Raw genomic sequence first — 16,780 nt, 5'->3', positions numbered from 1 at the left:
AAAATACAAATTTAGTAATAAAAAATCTGTATATACTATATGTGGTATTAGTGTTGTATATATGTACACAATTCGGAATATATTGTATAGTATTTAAAAATATAGATATGTACGCATACAGTGGACTTTTATTAAAAAATACAAAATACAATCTATTACGAATTCAGTATTTATAAAGGGTTTCGTCTTATTGTTAACTTATGGTGTTTGACAGGTTGTATCTATCTGTAGTAGAATAATACCATTACAGGAGGGATTACAACATGAGAATTCATAAGACACACAAGCGATATATTTCGTCTGTTGTTGCCGGATTGATTGTAACAGCTGTAACCATGACCGGTTTTTCTTATAATGATAAAACCGTTACCGTTATGGTAGATGGTGCAGCACACACTGTTAGAACGCATTTAAATTCTAACGAAGGCATTGTACGCGATGCTGGGGTTAAGTTAAATCCAAATGATAAAGTTATTTCTAGTTCATCTACAGTTCAAAATGGAACAACCTTAACGGTTGTTCGTGCTATTCCAGTTTATGTAACTGTAAATGGTAAAACAAGAGCTGTATTCACTACAGAAACAACTGCTCAAGGTGTTGCTAATGAGCTTGGTTTCAAAGCACCTAACTATGTAGTAGTGGGCGATGAAAATGGATCTGTTTTAAGTGGTACACGTATAACAATTGCTCAAGTAACAAGCCGCTCTCTATCTACAGTAGATCAAGAAGTTGCTGTTGAAGTGGTTCGTCAAAAAGATGATACTATGGCTAAGGGCGAAGAAGAGGTTGTTCAAGTTGGTCAACCTGGCTTAGAACGAGTACAACGTGAAACACTATATAGTAATGGTACAGTTATTAAAACTAATGATGTATCTAAAGTAACACAACGTGCAATGGTACCTACAATTATTAAAGAGGGCACTCGTGAGGTGACTACATCTCGTAATGTAGCAGGACGTGCATCTCGCGCTATCGTAATGGAAGCATCTGCTTATCTTGCTGGCGATGGTGATGGTGCTGGTATTACCGCTACGGGTCTACCTGCAGTACGTGGCATTGCCGCAGTAGACCCAGATGTTATTCCATTGGGTACACGTTTATTTATTCCTGGTTACGGTGAAGCTATTGCTGCCGATACAGGTGGTGCTATAGTAGGTAACAAAATCGACCTTGTAATGGACTCTTATGGGGAGGCTATGGACTTTGGTCGCCAAGACGTTACAGTGTACGTTTTGGACTAATATGATGATTTAGAGGGTATATCTATAAGATATATTCTCTTTTTATTGGACCTACTTAGCTCAGTAATATTCAATTATAATAGATATAGTAGAAGGACGCCTTATGATTAAGGCGTCCTTTTTTAGTCTTCAATATATGGAATTAGATATTCGTACTTTGTACCTTTTAATTCATCTTTAGGGATAAATCGTAAAGATGATCCATTGATACAGTAGCGAAGAGAGCCATTAGGACCATCTTCAAATACATGACCTAAATGAGCATTACCGATGCGGCTACGAACTTCTATGCGATTCATACCATGTGAGTTATCTTGGTAATACTTGATAACATCTTTAGCTATTGGTTTAGTAAAGCTAGGCCAGCCACAATGAGAATCGAATTTATGGGCTGATACAAAAAGGGGTTCTCCAGTTGTAATATCTACGTAGAGACCTGCTTTGAACTCATCTGTTAGTTCATGGCTGAAAGGTGCATCTGTAGCAGAGTTTTGAGTTACTTCAAACTCTTGTGGCGTTAATGCCTCTAAATCTTCCTGGGAAGGTTTAGCATATGTATTATCATCGATGAGTGGTTCATCAGATAACCCCAATGGAATGTGACAATAGCCATTAGGATTTTTGTCTAAGTAATCTTGATGGTATTCCTCAGCAGAGTAGTAATTCTCTAAAGGCAATACTTCAATAGCAAATGGTTTACCTTCAAAGGCTTGAGCACGTGCTAAGGTACTTTCAATAACGGCTTTATCGGTTGGATCAGTATAATAAATACCCGTACGATATTGAATGCCTACGTCACCACCTTGTTTATTGACACTAAAGGGATCAATAGCACGTAGAAAATATTGAATTAAGTGATCTAAAGATAGTATATCAGCATCGTAAATGACCTTGAGAGCTTCTACGTGCCCGCTATTGTGGCATACATCTTCATAACTTGGATTTTCTGTAGGACCATTGGCATAACCTACTTCGGTAGAAAGGACACCGGAGATCTTTTTGATATACCCTTGAAGGCCCCAGAAGCAACCACCGCCTAAATATATAGTATGTTCATTCATTTAATCACCCCAAACTTCATGAGCTATTTCTTTGACTAATGCGAGTTTAGCCCATTGTTCTTCTTCGGTCAATTGATTGCCGATTTCACAAGAAGCAAAGCCACATTGAGGAGATAAACAAAGTCTTTCAAGTGGAATATATTTTGTAGCTTCTTTGATACGTTCTTTGATGATTTCTTTATCTTCTAACTCTGGGCGTTTAGATGTGATAAGACCTAATACAACTTTTTTATTAGGAGAAACTTCACGCAATGGCTCAAAACCTCCAGAGCGATCATCATCAAATTCTAGGTAATAAGCGTCTACATTTTCCTTGGCAAATAGGATAGGGGCAATAGGTTCGTACCCACCACTAGCGGCCCATGTAGAGTTATAGTTACCACGACATACATGTGTAGTAAATGCTAAGTCGTGAGGGCGACCTTCAAGAGCTAAGTTATTCAAACGTAAATATTTAGCGGTTTCACCTTCAATGGTTACACTTTTATCCTTTTGACGACCTGTCCAGTAAGCATGGTCACAACACATACCCCAAGTACAATCATCAAATTGAATATTGCGGCAACCTGCATCGTAAAGGTCTTTAATTACTTGGCGATAGGCGGCAGCAATATCTTGAATCAATTCTTCTAAATCTGGATAGAAGGAGCGCGTTGTAATGCCATTGTCTTCACGGAATAACTCTGCCAAAAACTGAGAGGGAGCAGGAATCGTTTGACGCGCCGTAGTATTTTCGTCTTCAAATTGTTTTACAAATTTGAAATGTTCAACGAATGGGTGGTTTGTTCCCGTAATTTTGCCAGTAAGGGCGAGGGAACCTGGCGCTGTTTCTTGACCGACGAATTTGTAACCGTGTTCCAGTTCAATTTCTTTTACGCCGTTAAAGCCCCACATGAAGTCTAGATGCCAATAGGCACGACGGAATTCGCCATCTGTAATCACTGGTAGGCCAGCTGCTTTCTGTTTTTGAATGAGGTCTGTAATAAGACGATCTTCAACGGCTGTTAATTCTTCTCGAGTAATATTTCCCTTATTAAAAGCTTCGCGTGCTTCTTTTAATTCTGCTGGGCGTAGGAAGGAACCTACGATATCAAAGTGGAATGGTGCTGTATGTTTGGACATAATAATCCTCCTTATATAAACGATTAAACCGATAATTTTGATAGGTTAATTATAGCTAAGTATGATTATATATAAAAATATCAATATATTTGAGTTGTATATAGTTTAAAGTTATGTCTATGAGTGATTTTATGCTTTAAGTTATACCCAAGAAGGCACTCTCTAAAATAGAGAGTGCCTTCTTTATGGATTATCTGATACATCTAAATTGAACAATAGTGTTGTATCGCTCTATAAATAATATGATATATAATTATTTTTTGTTTTCTGGTAATTGAATATGTCTACCGTAATTACTAACGTATTGTTCTAGAGCGTGGATATATTCTTGACCTAAACGGCTGCGTTGCATTTTATTATTAGTAATGTAGCCAATGTGCATTAAACCTTCTTCGGCAAGTGGAACGGAAATGATATTTTCACCATTTACCTCTTTATCGATTACACCACTAGATACAGTGTATCCATCAAGGCCAAGTAATAGGCTAAATAAAGATGCTCTATCGCGAACACGGATATGTTTTGGGCGCACTACGGTACTGAAGATTTCTTCAGAGAAGTAGAAGGAGTTGTGATCGCCTTGCTCAAAGGAAATATATGGATATTCCTCTAATTCGTCCATAGAGACTACCTCTTTATGGGCTAATGGATGCGTTTTACCAATAAAGATATGAGGATGGGCCGTAAATAATTCAGTAAAGGTTAATTCGTTAGTGTGAATTAATTTTTCTAATACAGGACGGTTGAAATCATTATAATAGAGCAAACCAATTTCACTCTTCATATGAGCCACGTCATCGATAATTTCATAGGTTTGTGTTTCTCGTAAGGATACATCATATTGATCGATTTCAGCGCCTTTTAAAAGCTCTACAAAGGCATTGACTGCAAAGGAGTAATGTTGAGTAGACACAGAAAATTGTTTTTTACCACCGCTTTGGCTCTTATATTGCTCCTCTAAAAGGGCTGCTTGTTCTAATACTTGGCGCGCATAGCCGAGGAAGCGTTCCCCTTCTTTAGATACAGTAATTCCTTTATTAGTACGATCGAAAATGGTAATACCCATTTCTTTCTCTAGTTCTTTAATAGCCTTGGTGAGACTCGGTTGAGACACAAATAATCTCTTGGCTGCCTCACTAATACTGCCTATATTGGCAATTGTTGTGACATACTTTAATTGTTGTAAGGTCATAATTGGCCTCCTTTTATATATTACACTATTAATACTACTCGATTATAAGTATTTAAGCAATGTTATATATATGTTACAATGTATTAATAGAATAAAAGGGGGATATATGTTAAAACAAGTCATTGTCGTAGAAGGAAAATCTGATATACAACGTATCGCTCAAGCTGTAGACGCTGATTGCATTGCTACAGAAGGATTTACCCTCAGAAGAGGTGTTATCGATATGATTCGCGTTGCCTATGAGAAACGTGGCATTATTATATTAACTGATCCTGATACAGCAGGGGAGCGAATCCGACGCGTTTTAACTAAAAAATTTCCTAATGCACAACATGCTTTTATGCCTCGTGACGAAGCGTTTGCAAATGATGATATTGGCATAGAACAAGCCTCTCCTGAGTCAATCAGAAAGGCTTTATCTACATTACATGTAGAGTCTTTAGAATCATCCAACGAATTTACTATGGCGGACTTAGTGCGTCACGGACTGTCTGGTATGCCTGATAGTGCGGCTCGTCGAGCAGTTATTGGTGCTAAATTAGGTATTGGATACGGTAATGGTAAACAATTTTTGTACCGTTTAAATCATTATGGTATAACTCGAGATGCTTATGAAGAGGCAGTAAATTGTTAAAATAGGAGTTAAGATGTTAGAATCAGTAATTGCAAGCCCAGAGGTTGTGCATTATATATGTAAGCGCTTTGATATTAAAATGAGCAAAAAGCTAGGGCAAAATTTTCTTATTAAGCGAGGCATAGTTGATGAAATTGTACATGCTGCAGAATTAACCGTAGGGGAACCTGTTCTAGAGGTCGGTCCTGGTATTGGTACGTTGACACAAGGTTTAGCGCAAAGTGGGGCAGATGTAACGGCTATCGAGCTGGATCGTCGCTTATTAGAGGTACTAGATACGACATTGGCATCTTATGACAATGTACGTATCATTCATGGTGATGTGTTAAAGCTTGATGTGCCAACGATTATGAATCACAAACCTTTTAAAGTGGTTGCCAATTTGCCATACTATATTACAACACCTATTATTATGTCTTTGTTGGAAAGTAAATTACCTATTGAACGTCTCGTTGTGATGGTGCAAAAAGAGGTAGCTTTACGCATGGTAGCAAAGCCGGGCACAAAGGATTATGGTGCATTATCTGTTGCTGTTCAGTATTATACGGAGCCAGATATTGTTCTAGATGTACCGCCTAAGTCTTTCTTGCCAGCTCCAGCGGTAACAAGTTCTGTTATCCGTTGCGTATTGCGTGATAAACCACCTGTAGATGTGATTGATGAGAAACTATTCTTTCGCGTTGTGAAAGCAGGTTTTGCGCAACGCCGTAAAACATTCTCTAATACGATGAAAACAACGGGCTTAACAAGGGATAGAATTGAAGAGTTATTAGCAAAAGCAAATATTGATGGTCAACGAAGAGGTGAGACCTTTACCCTTCAAGAATTTGCCGATGTAGCCAACGCATGGGCGACTTTAATCAAATAGTATAATACATAAAGAGCTTATTGGACTGATAAAATATCATTTCAATAAGCTCTTTTTCATGAAAAAAGGACCCAAATGGGTCCTTTTTAGTTAGTAAAGAATGCCAGCCATGGTTGTAATGAGGAAAGCATTTGCAAAGTCGATTAAGAAGGCACCTACTAAGGAAACTACGAGCCAGGCACGAGGGGATGGACCGTGTTTACTTGCTAAGGATAACATGTTAACTAATGCGTTTGGTGTAGCACCTAAACCGAAACCGATAGCTCCGGAACCAAGCATGACTGCATCGTAGTTGCGACCAAAGAGGAAGTAAATAAGGTATGCAAATACACAGATAAGTGCCATTTGTACAACTAAGATTGTAATAAGTGGTAAAGCAAGATCAATTAATTGAACTAACTTTAAGCTGTTGATAGCCATTGTTACGAATAATGATAATGCTACATTAGATACTGCATCAAGAGCTGCATCGTTGATTTTGTATGCTTTAGTAAAATCACCAAAGTTACGAATTACTGCTGCACAAATCATAGCACCAATATATGCAGGTAGTGGAGTAAGAACAGATAATCCAGCACTTACGATGGTACCGATGCCTAATGCAAGGCCAATCCACATACAAATTGTTAAAAGATCTTGAGAGTTGAACTGTTTGCCACCACTTTCAACGTGATCTTCGATCATATCGATGCCTTCATCCTCCATTAGCTCAGGATTTTCATAAGGGGTTTTAACTTTATGCATTTTAATAATGCGTTCACCTACAGGCGCACCGAGGATTGTACCAGCTACCATGCCAAATGTTGCAGCTGCAACTGCTGCGGAAGCGGTACCAGGGATACCAAGTAATTGCTCGTAATATGGACCAAAGGCACCAGCTGTACCAAGGCCGCCAATCATAGATACAGAACCTGCCATGATGCCGATAATCGGCTCAATCCCTAATGCTTTGGCAATCATAATACCTGCAGTATTTTGTACTACAATCCACACTGCACAAGCTAAGAAGAAGAAAATAATGAAGATACCGCCCTTTTTGAGGACTTTTAAAGATGCCATTAAACCAATCGTGGTAAAGAAGGCAAGCATTAAAAATGTTTGTAAGGAACCTTCAAAGGTAATGTTTAAGATCTTATAATAAGATAAAATAGCAGTTAAAAATGCAAATGGAAGAGCACCTACCGCTGGTGCAGGCATACACATACGTTGTAAGAACTTGGAATGCTTATTGATCCAAGTACCGATGAATAAGGTAATTACGGCAAGACCTACAGTTTGAATCATGGACAGTTTTAAGGTCCATACATTGTTGACTAAGGCTAAGTCAATAAGTGGCATAAAATCACTCCTTTAAAATAAAAAATAAATCTGAGTTTTATGGTATCATGAATGGTCAAAAAATACTATAGAATATATAACGTATAAAAAGTTTATATTTTTATCTTTAAACACTCATAACAACACAAAAAACAATAATATTAATAAAACTAATTTTATGATTATACATATAAATATAGAAAAGTAATAATATATATTACTTATGTACATAATCATACTATATGTATTCGACTTAAATCTGTGATTTTCCTTCTTGTTATAAAAAAATAAACTGGAATATATTTTTTATATTTATAATCATATAAAATATACTCCAGTTCTAAAACTTAATATTTTTATGTTGATTTAGTAAGACTCTAAATTATATATGGTGATAAATTCGCTCTATAAATGCATGTTAAGATATAACTAAAATGTATAGACCTAGCAATAAGTTAATTAGGCGTTATAGCTCATGGTGTAATTTAGGGGCCGTTAAGAATGTTACATCCGGATTACGCTCTTGAACCCAACCCATTTGCCATTCGTTAGAGATAAGAACTACGGTGCGATCGCGATTATCTTTTACAATCATCGCATTATCTATACCTTTCAAGGATGCAATATCAACTTCGCCGTCAATCCAACGAGCAACACCATATGGCAAAGTATGATTTAATAAATCTACACCATATTCATTTTTGAGGCGGTACTCAAGAACTTCAAATTGAAGCATACCTACGGCACCGACTACGAAGGAATCAAGGGCGCCTGGTTGTTCAAAGATTTGAACAGCTCCTTCTTGAGCCAATTGAGTCATACCTTTTTGGAACTGTTTACGTTTCATAGTATCCTTTGGGGATACGCGGGCAAAGAATTCCGGAGGGAATACAGGGAAGTCACCGAAAGTTACTTTGTGTTTTTGTGCACAAAGTGTATCGCCTACCCCCATAGTACCTGCATCAAAAACACCGATAATATCGCCTGGGTACGCATCTTCTACGATGGTACGTTCCGTAGCCAAGAATTGTTGAGGCTGAGATAGACGGATTGTTTTATTAGATTGGCGGTGTAATACGGACATACCTTTTTCGAATTTACCTGAGCAGATACGCATAAATACGATACGGTCATGGTGGTTCGGGTCCATATTTGCTTGGATTTTAAATACTAGAGCAGAGAAGTCTTCGCTAGTGGGTTGTACCATTTCCTCTATCGCTTGTCGTGGAGCAGGGGATGGAGCTAGTTCCAAGAATTTTTCTAAGAATGGTTTTACCCCGAAGTTCGTCATAGCAGAACCAAAAAACATAGGGGTCAATTCACCAGCACGAACTTTATCGAAATCGAATGGATCGCCAGCAACGTCTAGCAACTCAATATCGTCGAGCAATGCTTGGTATACATCGTCACCTAATAGCTCTTTCATGCGCGGATCCGTTAAAGCACCTTTTTCGGATGCAAGTTTTTCTTGACCATGAGTTTCGTCTTTTGCAAAGAGTTCGATAGTTTCGTGCTCTCTATCGTAGACGCCTTTGTATTCGCCGTTGATACCGATAGGCCAGTTCATAGGGCACGTACGGATGCCGAGAACATTTTCGATTTCTTCCATTAGATCGAATGGACTGCGACCGAAATGGTCAATTTTGTTAACAAATGTAAAGATAGGAATACCGCGTTCTTTTGATACAGCAAATAGTTTCTTTGTTTGGGCCTCTACGCCTTTTGCTACGTCGATAAGCATGACTGCACTGTCGGCAGCCATCAATGTACGGTATGTATCTTCTGAGAAGTCTTGGTGACCAGGGGTGTCGAGGATGTTTACGCGGCAACCGTCGTAGTCAAATTGCAACACGGAGCTCGTTACAGAGATACCACGTTGTTTCTCAATTTCCATCCAGTCGGATACGGCGTGTTTTGCAGTTTTACGAGACTTTACGGACCCGGCTAAGTGAATGGCACCACCATATAATAGTAATTTTTCCGTTAATGTTGTTTTACCCGCATCCGGGTGAGATATGATAGCAAACGTACGGCGACGTTGTACTTCTTCTAAAAATGTCATGATTCACCTCTATTAATGTGTTGTGAAAGCAGATAAATCTTTAGGTTTTACTTTCACAGTCTATATATCGTAAAAATTATACATGATTTTTCTAGTTATGACCACTAAATTGTAGTATAATGAGATTTCATAGAACGGCTTGGGGTTAGCCGTTATCTTCAGGTTAAGGAGGGGATCCATGCGGTTATTTATTGCAGAAAAGCCATCCATGGCTCGCGAAATCAGTAAATGCTTACCAGAAAATAAGAATATCCAAAAACGGAATGGTTATTTTATCCAAGGGGATGATGTGGTGACTTGGGTAGTAGGTCATGTATTGCATCAGGCTGAGCCAGGAGATTACGATGATAAATATATCCGTTGGCGCCCTCAAGATCTTCCTATCGTGCCCGATGAGTGGAAATTGCTTGTCACAGATAGCAGCCGTCAACAGTTTGAAATTGTAAAAGACCTTATTAGTAAAGCAGATGTCATTGTCAACGCAGGTGACCCGGATCGAGAAGGTCAACTTTTAGTTGACGAAGTTTTGTACTATGTAGGCAATACAAAACCAGTGCAGCGTATTCTATTAAATGCCCTCGATGAAAAATCTATTCGTTCCGCCCTCGATGATTTGAGAGATAACAAGGACTTTCACAATCTATATCAATCTGCATTGGCAAGAGCACGGGCAGACTGGCTCATTGGGATGAATTTATCTCGGGCATATACATTATCTGAACGTTATAAAGGTAATAAGGTAACATTGCCAATTGGTCGCGTAAAGACGCCAACATTAGCTCTTGTTGTACGTAGAGAACGAGAGTTAGCTGCATTTAAACCAGTAGACTATTTTACTGTAAAGGTATTATATAACCATCCTAATGGGGTGTTTTGGGCCACTTGGCAGCCTACAGACGAACAAAAGGGGCTTGACCCAGATGGACGACTCATTAATAAAGCTATTGCTGATGAATTAGTAGAACGTTTACAAGCTGGACCAGACGGTTTTATTAAAGGTGTTACAAAGTCTAAGAAAAAAGATGTACAACGATTGCCTTTATCCTTATCATCCTTACAAGTATTGGCAGGTAAAGCCTTTTCTTATGATCCACAGACTGTACTTGATACAGCGCAAAAATTATACGAAAAGAAATTAACTACCTATCCACGTTCTGATTGTGAATATTTACCACCCAATCAATATGATGATCGCAATGCAATCCTCAACAATCTACAAAATGCAGGTGATGAGAGATTAGCACAGTGGGCTGCCGATGCAGATCGTTCTATTAAGAGCCGTGCTTGGAATGAAAAGAAAATTACCGCCCATCATGCTATTATTCCTACAACGGTGGCTTGTAATATAAATAGTTTGTCCCAAGAGGAGCGAAATATTTATTTCCTCATCAGTCAAGCTTATATTGCTCAATTTTATGGGGAACATATTTACGAGCAAACTAAAATTGTAGTAGAACAATGTAAGGAAGAGTTTGTAGCTAATGGTCGTGTAGTTATCGAAGAAGGATGGAAATTGCTTTATAAACGACATAAGTCTAAATCTACGACGGACAATGACGAGCCCGATCTAACCGATGAGCGTGGGGCTGAGTCAGACCCTAAAAAAGAGATTATTGAAGAAACGGACCACTTGCCAGCAGTTAAAAAGAACGATACTGTTTTATATACGGATTCTTCTGTAGAGGCTAAACAAACAAAGCCACCATCCCGTTTTACGCCGTCCACATTACTACAAGCGATGAAGGAAATTCATAAATTCGTAAAAAATGAAGATTTGAAAAAACAATTAAAGGCTGTATCTGGTATTGGTACAGAAGCAACGCGGGCAAACATAATTGATGAGCTTATCAGTCGAGGCTTTATGAAAACGTCAGGGAAGAAGCAAGTCTTATCTCCAACGGAAACGGGCTATCTCTTAGTAGATGCTCTGCCAGAAGAGCTGCTTTATCCTGATGAAACAGCTGTTTGGGAAGAACGCTTAGCACTTATGAGCGAAGGAGAGGATACATTAGATTCCTTCTTAGCAGATCAAATTAAGTTTTTAAAATTATTAATTGATAAACTTGATTTTGATAAAGTAATAAACTCTGATCAAATGATGCCAAATGTGGTTCGAACTATAACGAGCCAAAATCGTAAACGCCTTATGGATAATGAAAGCGTAGACTTGTCTTCATTGCCTGTATGTCCTAAGTGTAAAAAGGGCCGTTTGCAACAGCGGAATGGTAAATTTGGTGCCTTTTTAGGCTGTACAAATTATCCTACTTGTAAACATACTCAGCCAGTAGTAGGGGCTGTTTCTAGTATTGAAGATAATATTGAAGTATCTGATGAAGATAAACAATATAAATGCCCTAGATGTAAAGTAGGTTACTTTGTGAAACAAGAGGCGAGAGGTCGAACGAACTGGATTTGTAGTAATCTATCTCAATGTAAGACCCAATGTTCTGATGTAGATGGGGTACCGAGTATTTATGTTAACAAATCTAACATTACTTAGAAATGATTGTTTTTATTGTAAATAATAAAAAGACGCGCACAGCTAAGCTGTACGCGTCTTTTTTGTTTAAAACTGCTTTTGTAGAAGAAAAATTTCTTCATTTAGTTTAGGATATTAAGCTGAATTTTATCTGCGTTTGCCACGACGCCCAGTCTGAGACGTAGAAGCGCGGCGTTGGCGTGTATTGGAGCCTTTGTGGCCTCGTGCTTTATGAGCTTTAGCCTTTGTAGATTGATAGGAACTTGTAATCTTAGGTTTGCCAGATACTTTTGCACGTTTAGGTGCCGCACTTGCATTACCTTTAGTCTTAATTTGTCCATCTTTAGTGTATTTAGTAAGCGTTGCTTGGATGGCGCGCTCAATACGACGTAACCAAGATTCATCTTGCGGTGTAGCAAATGTAACAGCTACACCAGAGTTGCCTGCACGACCAGTACGGCCAATACGGTGGATATAGTAATCTACGTCGCGTGGTACGTCGTAGTTATAAACATGTGTAATGCCTTCGATGTCAATGCCGCGAGCCGCAATATCTGTAGCTACTAAGATTTGTGTTTTAGCTTTTGCGAAATCACGTAATATTTGAGTGCGTCGACCTTGTGTCAAATCGCCATGCATTTCAGCAATATTTAGGCCTGCTGCAGTTAACTCATAGGATAAGCGAACAGCACCTTCACGCTTATTACAGAACACAATTGCTAAGAATGGGTTGTCTTCTTCGATCATTTTGATGAGACGTTGCGTTTTTTCTTCTGTGTTCATCATGTATACGCGTTGATCGATAGATTCAAGTGTTACATGTTTACCCTCAGCTGTTACAGAAGCCGGTTTAGACATATACGCTTTTGCAAGATTTCTAATCTTATCAGGAATTGTTGCAGAGAATAGTAAAAGTTGTCTATTAGCATCTGTTTGACTAATGAGGTTTTCAATGTCCGGTAAGAATCCCATGTGAAGCATTTGGTCAGCTTCATCGAGTACGACACGACGAATGCAATCTAAGTGGAGTGAACCCCGTTTTGCGTGATCCAATAGGCGACCAGGAGTGCCTAAAATAACTTGAGGGCGACGTCCTAATTGTTGTAACTGTGCTTCAATCGTTTTACCGCCGATGAGAGGGAGGATGTCTACATTTAAAATAGAACCTATTTCTTTTGCCTCATCGGAAATTTGTTTTACAAGCTCACGGGTAGGTGCAATGATGAGCACTTGTTCTTGATGCACATCAGTGTGAACACGTTGTAGAATCGGCAATAAGAAGGCTAATGTTTTGCCTGTGCCTGTTTGAGCTTTTGCTATAACATCATTCCCTTTAAATACAACAGGAATGGCTTGTTCTTGAATTGGAGTTGGCTCCTTGATACCTTGTTTTTGAAGGGCTTGGATGAGTTCATCACAAACGCCTAGAGATTTAAAAGATTTCATGGATCGTCCTTTCTATAATACATATTATATTAATTATACCTTATGCACATAGTAGGGGCAAATAAATTGAATCATTACATAGCGTACTAATTTTGCATGGCGCTATAGTAAATTTGTAAAACTAATGATGCGATTGTTAAAGATACTAATTGATAATAGATTAAGAAATGACGATGTAGATAGATGTTTATGAGAATAAAAAACATTAAAATATTTATATTTGAATAAATTTTAAAAATATAAATGAGAATGATTAAATTATCAATAATGATTATCTTAGTAGTGATTCTTATTTTTTAGGTATTCTTTTTTTATTGGTGACAGCGCGAATGCTACCATACCATATAGGGGTTCATGGAGGATTGATAAATCAATCCTCATATTTAATATGAGAAAAAAATATATATATGAGATAGAAAATTACCAAAAAAATGATAATAATTGTTGAAATTAATGATTTCTTTGATATAATAATTTAAGATATTAATACGCATTATTATTTGGTGTGTTTAATATGAGGTTGTTAGGTACAATAATTAGGAGGTGTCGTATGGCTATCAAAAAGTTAAAAGACATGAAACCAGGTGAGTCTGGTCTTATTGTTGCACTACATGGCAGTGGTAATGTTAAGCATCGTCTAATTGACATGGGTCTTGTAAATGGTACAAAAATCCATGTTATGAAGTTTGCCCCTTTGGGGGATCCGGTGGAAATCAAAGTAAAAAACTTTGAATTAGCACTTCGTACAAGCGAAGCTGGCATGATTGATGTAGAGGTTCAATAGGAGGTTCACATGGCAGAAAATGGGCAAATTCGCATTGCCTTAGCAGGTAACCCTAACTGTGGTAAAACTACAATGTTTAACAATATCACAGGGGCGAAGCAACACGTTGGTAACTATGCCGGCGTTACAGTAGAAAAAAAGGAAGGCCATACGAACTTTGATGGCCATGAGTTATTGTTTATTGACTTACCAGGTACATATAGCTTAACTGCACGTTCCTTGGATGAGTTAGTAGCGCGTAATGTTATCGTAAATGATAACCCAGATGTTATTGTTAATGTTCTTGATGCATCTAACTTGGAACGTAACTTATATTTAGCTGCACAATTATTGGAACTTGAAAAGCCAATGGTTATTGCTCTAAACATGGCTGACGTTGCTGAAGAAATGGGCATCAAATACGACCTAAAAAAAATGGCAGAAATGACAGGGGCTACAATTGTTAGCACAGTAGGTCGTACAAACATTGGTACAAAAGACTTGTTAGAAGCAATAATTAGTGTAGCTGCTTCTCAAAAAGCTCCTGGTGTAACAATTAACTATGGTGATTTGTTAGAAGGTAAAATTAGTGAGCTTGTAGAATTGCTAAAACAAGCGGGCACTGTTACATATCCACTTCGTTGGATTGCTGTTAAGTTGTTAGAAAAAGATGCTGACGTTATTGGCAAAGTTATGCGCTTTGATAATACGGAAGCTGTTATTCAAAAGGCTGAAGCTATTCGTGAAGAAATTAAGGATCAAGTTGATCTTGATATTGTCTTCCAAGAATATCGTCACCGCTTTGCAGTAGAAGTATATAATACATGTTTAACACAAGCGCCAACTCAATTGGAAACACGCTCTGACCGTTATGACAAAATCTTAACGCATCGAATTTGGGGCTTACCAATCTTCATGGTTGTTATGTACTTATTGTTTGCGTTCGTTAACTTCGTTGGTGGTATTCCTCAAGGTTGGATCGAGGATGGTTTCGCTGCATTACAAGCTTATGCGGTTCAGACTATTCCAGAGGGCCAATTACAGTCACTCGTATCTGATGGTATTATTGCCGGCGTAGGTGCGGTACTTTCATTCTTACCATTAATTTTATTACTCTTCCTTGGCATTTCTTTCTTGGAAGATACAGGTTATATGGCTCGTGCAGCCTTCGTTATTGACCGTGTAATGCGCGCATGTGGCTTACATGGTAAATCCTTTATTCCTTTATTATTGGGTTTCGGTTGTTCCGTACCATCCGTAATGGGTGCCCGTATCCTCGACAACTACAAGGATCGAATGGTTACGATTTTGATTACACCATTCATGAGTTGTTCTGCACGTTTGCCAGTGTATATCTTATTTGCAAATGCGTTCTTCCCAAATGGTTGGGATAGTACTTTAGTTGTATTCTCTGTATACTTCTTGGGTATCATCTTCGGTATTATCTTTGCAAAAATTTTCCGTAAGTTCTTATTTGCTGGTGAAGCAGAACCATTTGTAATGGAATTACCTCCATATCATTTGCCTACATTGAAAGCTACATGGATGCACATGTATGAACGTGCTAAATTGTACATCATTAAAGCCGGTACTTTCATTATGGCTGCTTCCATCTTGATTTGGTTCATCACTGCATATCCAATGGATGTAGAATACTCCAAAGATTATGATGCAGTGAAAGAACAAGTTGCTCAAGAGTATGAAGTAAAAGATGCAGCTACATTATCTCAATTCGGTATTGCTACAGATGACCAAAAAGATGCAGTTGATAAAATTGTTGAAGATATGAAATCTACTGTACAAGATGCTACTGATGCTGCTAAGCAAGCAGGAGAAGATGAACCTGAAGTAGCAGTAGAGGATGATTCTGAAGCACCTGAATTATTCAATGATATTAAAGATGAAAATAAAGACTTGTTCCCAGCAGCATGGGCAATGTATAAAAACAGTGCTAACTTAGATGCTGAAAATGACAAACTTGATAAAGAACAAGCTGCTGAAAAAATTGAACAATCCTATGCAGCATCCTTTGGTAAAGCAATCAACCCAGTACTTGAACCATTGGGCTTCGACTGGAAAATGGGCTTATCTCTCGTAGCTGGTTTAGCGGCTAAAGAGGTAGTAATTTCTACATTGGGTACAGTATATGCAGTAGGTGGTGATGATAAAAATCCAGCTCCATTGACTGATTACTTACAAAATGATCCAAACTTCTCACCATTGATTGCATTAACAATGATGTTGTTCGTATTAATTTACCCACCTTGTTTGGCAACATTAGCTGTTATCAAACGTGAAACAGGTTCTTGGAAATGGGTTGCATTCATGTTCTGCTATGAAAATACATTTGCATGGATTGCATGTTTCATCTTCTATAACATTGGTCGCGCATTAGGTTTCTAATCTAGAGTCGCTAAATAGGAGAGTTTAGCCACCTTTAGATTCTTTAAACAAAAATGAATTTAAAAATTGCGATTTTGTTATAAGTAATTTAAAAATAATACTTGATAATTATCAATATTCGTGGTTAAATGATAATGAGAAAAGGGAAATATCCTTTAGATATTGCTTTTATCTTGTTTATCACTAATACAC

At 38.0% G+C, this 16,780-nt stretch carries 12 protein-coding genes; 6 read left to right on the top strand and 6 right to left on the bottom strand.

The genetic code is table 11. From position 1 onward, the window contains the following. Positions 1 to 263 precede the first annotated feature (263 nt). The gene (locus tag KHY58_RS05585) at positions 264 to 1,241 is read left to right on the top strand and encodes a 3D domain-containing protein (protein WP_004693280.1); all 978 of its coding nucleotides are present in this window, start codon (positions 264 to 266) and stop codon (positions 1,239 to 1,241) included. Positions 1,242 to 1,363: 122 nt separating this feature from the next. Here the strand turns inward: KHY58_RS05585 and msrB are convergent, their stop codons facing one another. The 3 genes from msrB to KHY58_RS05570 all read right to left on the bottom strand — a co-directional run bounded on the left by msrB (position 1,364) and on the right by KHY58_RS05570 (position 4,616). Beyond that, on the bottom strand, positions 1,364 to 2,302 hold the full coding sequence (gene msrB / locus KHY58_RS05580) for a peptide-methionine (R)-S-oxide reductase MsrB (RefSeq protein ID WP_004697196.1): 939 nt from the start codon (positions 2,300 to 2,302) through the stop codon (positions 1,364 to 1,366). Then, positions 2,303 to 3,424 (bottom strand): 5-methyltetrahydropteroyltriglutamate--homocysteine S-methyltransferase, encoded by a 1,122-nt coding sequence (locus KHY58_RS05575; protein ID WP_004693284.1) that lies wholly within the window; start codon positions 3,422 to 3,424, stop codon positions 2,303 to 2,305. 253 nt (positions 3,425 to 3,677) lie between these two features. Continuing rightward, a complete protein-coding gene (locus tag KHY58_RS05570; protein WP_004697127.1) occupies positions 3,678 to 4,616 on the bottom strand; it encodes a LysR family transcriptional regulator in 939 nt (312 codons plus the stop codon). Positions 4,617 to 4,722: 106 nt separating this feature from the next. Here KHY58_RS05570 and rnmV point away from each other — a divergent pair, with 106 nt between their 5' ends. Together rnmV and rsmA are read left to right on the top strand one after the other, a co-directional pair. Continuing rightward, positions 4,723 to 5,250 (top strand): ribonuclease M5, encoded by a 528-nt coding sequence (gene rnmV, locus KHY58_RS05565; protein WP_278472430.1) that lies wholly within the window; start codon positions 4,723 to 4,725, stop codon positions 5,248 to 5,250. Between the two features lie 13 nt (positions 5,251 to 5,263). Then, a complete protein-coding gene (gene rsmA / locus KHY58_RS05560; protein WP_278472428.1) occupies positions 5,264 to 6,118 on the top strand; it encodes a 16S rRNA (adenine(1518)-N(6)/adenine(1519)-N(6))-dimethyltransferase RsmA in 855 nt (284 codons plus the stop codon). A gap of 90 nt (positions 6,119 to 6,208) precedes the next feature. Here the strand turns inward: rsmA and KHY58_RS05555 are convergent, their stop codons facing one another. Further along, positions 6,209 to 7,456 carry a sodium/glutamate symporter gene (locus KHY58_RS05555; protein WP_105086586.1) on the bottom strand — a complete coding sequence of 416 codons (1,248 nt, stop codon included), beginning with the start codon at positions 7,454 to 7,456 and terminating at the stop codon, positions 6,209 to 6,211. A 445-nt stretch (positions 7,457 to 7,901) separates the two neighbouring features. After that, positions 7,902 to 9,497, bottom strand: a complete 1,596-nt coding sequence (locus tag KHY58_RS05550) for a peptide chain release factor 3 (RefSeq protein ID WP_008600556.1) — start codon at positions 9,495 to 9,497, stop codon at positions 7,902 to 7,904. Between the two features lie 178 nt (positions 9,498 to 9,675). On the opposite strand from KHY58_RS05550, the gene KHY58_RS05545 reads away from it, so the two are divergent. Then, positions 9,676 to 11,997 (top strand): DNA topoisomerase 3, encoded by a 2,322-nt coding sequence (locus KHY58_RS05545; protein WP_278472424.1) that lies wholly within the window; start codon positions 9,676 to 9,678, stop codon positions 11,995 to 11,997. Positions 11,998 to 12,123: 126 nt separating this feature from the next. Here the strand turns inward: KHY58_RS05545 and KHY58_RS05540 are convergent, their stop codons facing one another. Further along, positions 12,124 to 13,422 (bottom strand): DEAD/DEAH box helicase, encoded by a 1,299-nt coding sequence (locus tag KHY58_RS05540; protein WP_278472422.1) that lies wholly within the window; start codon positions 13,420 to 13,422, stop codon positions 12,124 to 12,126. A gap of 550 nt (positions 13,423 to 13,972) precedes the next feature. On the opposite strand from KHY58_RS05540, the gene KHY58_RS05535 reads away from it, so the two are divergent. Together KHY58_RS05535 and feoB are read left to right on the top strand one after the other, a co-directional pair. After that, positions 13,973 to 14,206, top strand: coding sequence for a FeoA family protein (locus KHY58_RS05535; protein WP_004697076.1), 234 nt, complete (start codon positions 13,973 to 13,975; stop codon positions 14,204 to 14,206). Positions 14,207 to 14,215: 9 nt separating this feature from the next. Then, on the top strand, positions 14,216 to 16,588 hold the full coding sequence (gene feoB, locus KHY58_RS05530; protein WP_005387093.1) for a ferrous iron transport protein B: 2,373 nt from the start codon (positions 14,216 to 14,218) through the stop codon (positions 16,586 to 16,588). Positions 16,589 to 16,780 lie beyond the last annotated feature (192 nt).

Source organism: Veillonella parvula (genome assembly GCF_018366295.1).
Taxonomy (GTDB): Bacteria; Bacillota; Negativicutes; order Veillonellales; family Veillonellaceae; genus Veillonella; species Veillonella parvula_P.
The sequence above is the reverse complement of the archived record's forward strand: the minus strand, read 5'-3'. Positions and strand labels throughout refer to the sequence as shown.

Coding starts and splice junctions, on each gene's coding strand:
- KHY58_RS05545 (WP_278472424.1), top strand. CDS start 9,676: ATGCGGTTATTTATTGCAGAAAAGCCATCCATGGCTCGCGAAATCAGT.
- KHY58_RS05575 (WP_004693284.1), bottom strand. CDS start 3,424: ATGTCCAAACATACAGCACCATTCCACTTTGATATCGTAGGTTCCTTC.
- rsmA (WP_278472428.1), top strand. CDS start 5,264: ATGTTAGAATCAGTAATTGCAAGCCCAGAGGTTGTGCATTATATATGT.
- KHY58_RS05570 (WP_004697127.1), bottom strand. CDS start 4,616: ATGACCTTACAACAATTAAAGTATGTCACAACAATTGCCAATATAGGC.
- KHY58_RS05550 (WP_008600556.1), bottom strand. CDS start 9,497: ATGACATTTTTAGAAGAAGTACAACGTCGCCGTACGTTTGCTATCATA.
- KHY58_RS05555 (WP_105086586.1), bottom strand. CDS start 7,456: ATGCCACTTATTGACTTAGCCTTAGTCAACAATGTATGGACCTTAAAA.
- KHY58_RS05585 (WP_004693280.1), top strand. CDS start 264: ATGAGAATTCATAAGACACACAAGCGATATATTTCGTCTGTTGTTGCC.
- rnmV (WP_278472430.1), top strand. CDS start 4,723: ATGTTAAAACAAGTCATTGTCGTAGAAGGAAAATCTGATATACAACGT.
- feoB (WP_005387093.1), top strand. CDS start 14,216: ATGGCAGAAAATGGGCAAATTCGCATTGCCTTAGCAGGTAACCCTAAC.
- KHY58_RS05540 (WP_278472422.1), bottom strand. CDS start 13,422: ATGAAATCTTTTAAATCTCTAGGCGTTTGTGATGAACTCATCCAAGCC.
- msrB (WP_004697196.1), bottom strand. CDS start 2,302: ATGAATGAACATACTATATATTTAGGCGGTGGTTGCTTCTGGGGCCTT.
- KHY58_RS05535 (WP_004697076.1), top strand. CDS start 13,973: ATGGCTATCAAAAAGTTAAAAGACATGAAACCAGGTGAGTCTGGTCTT.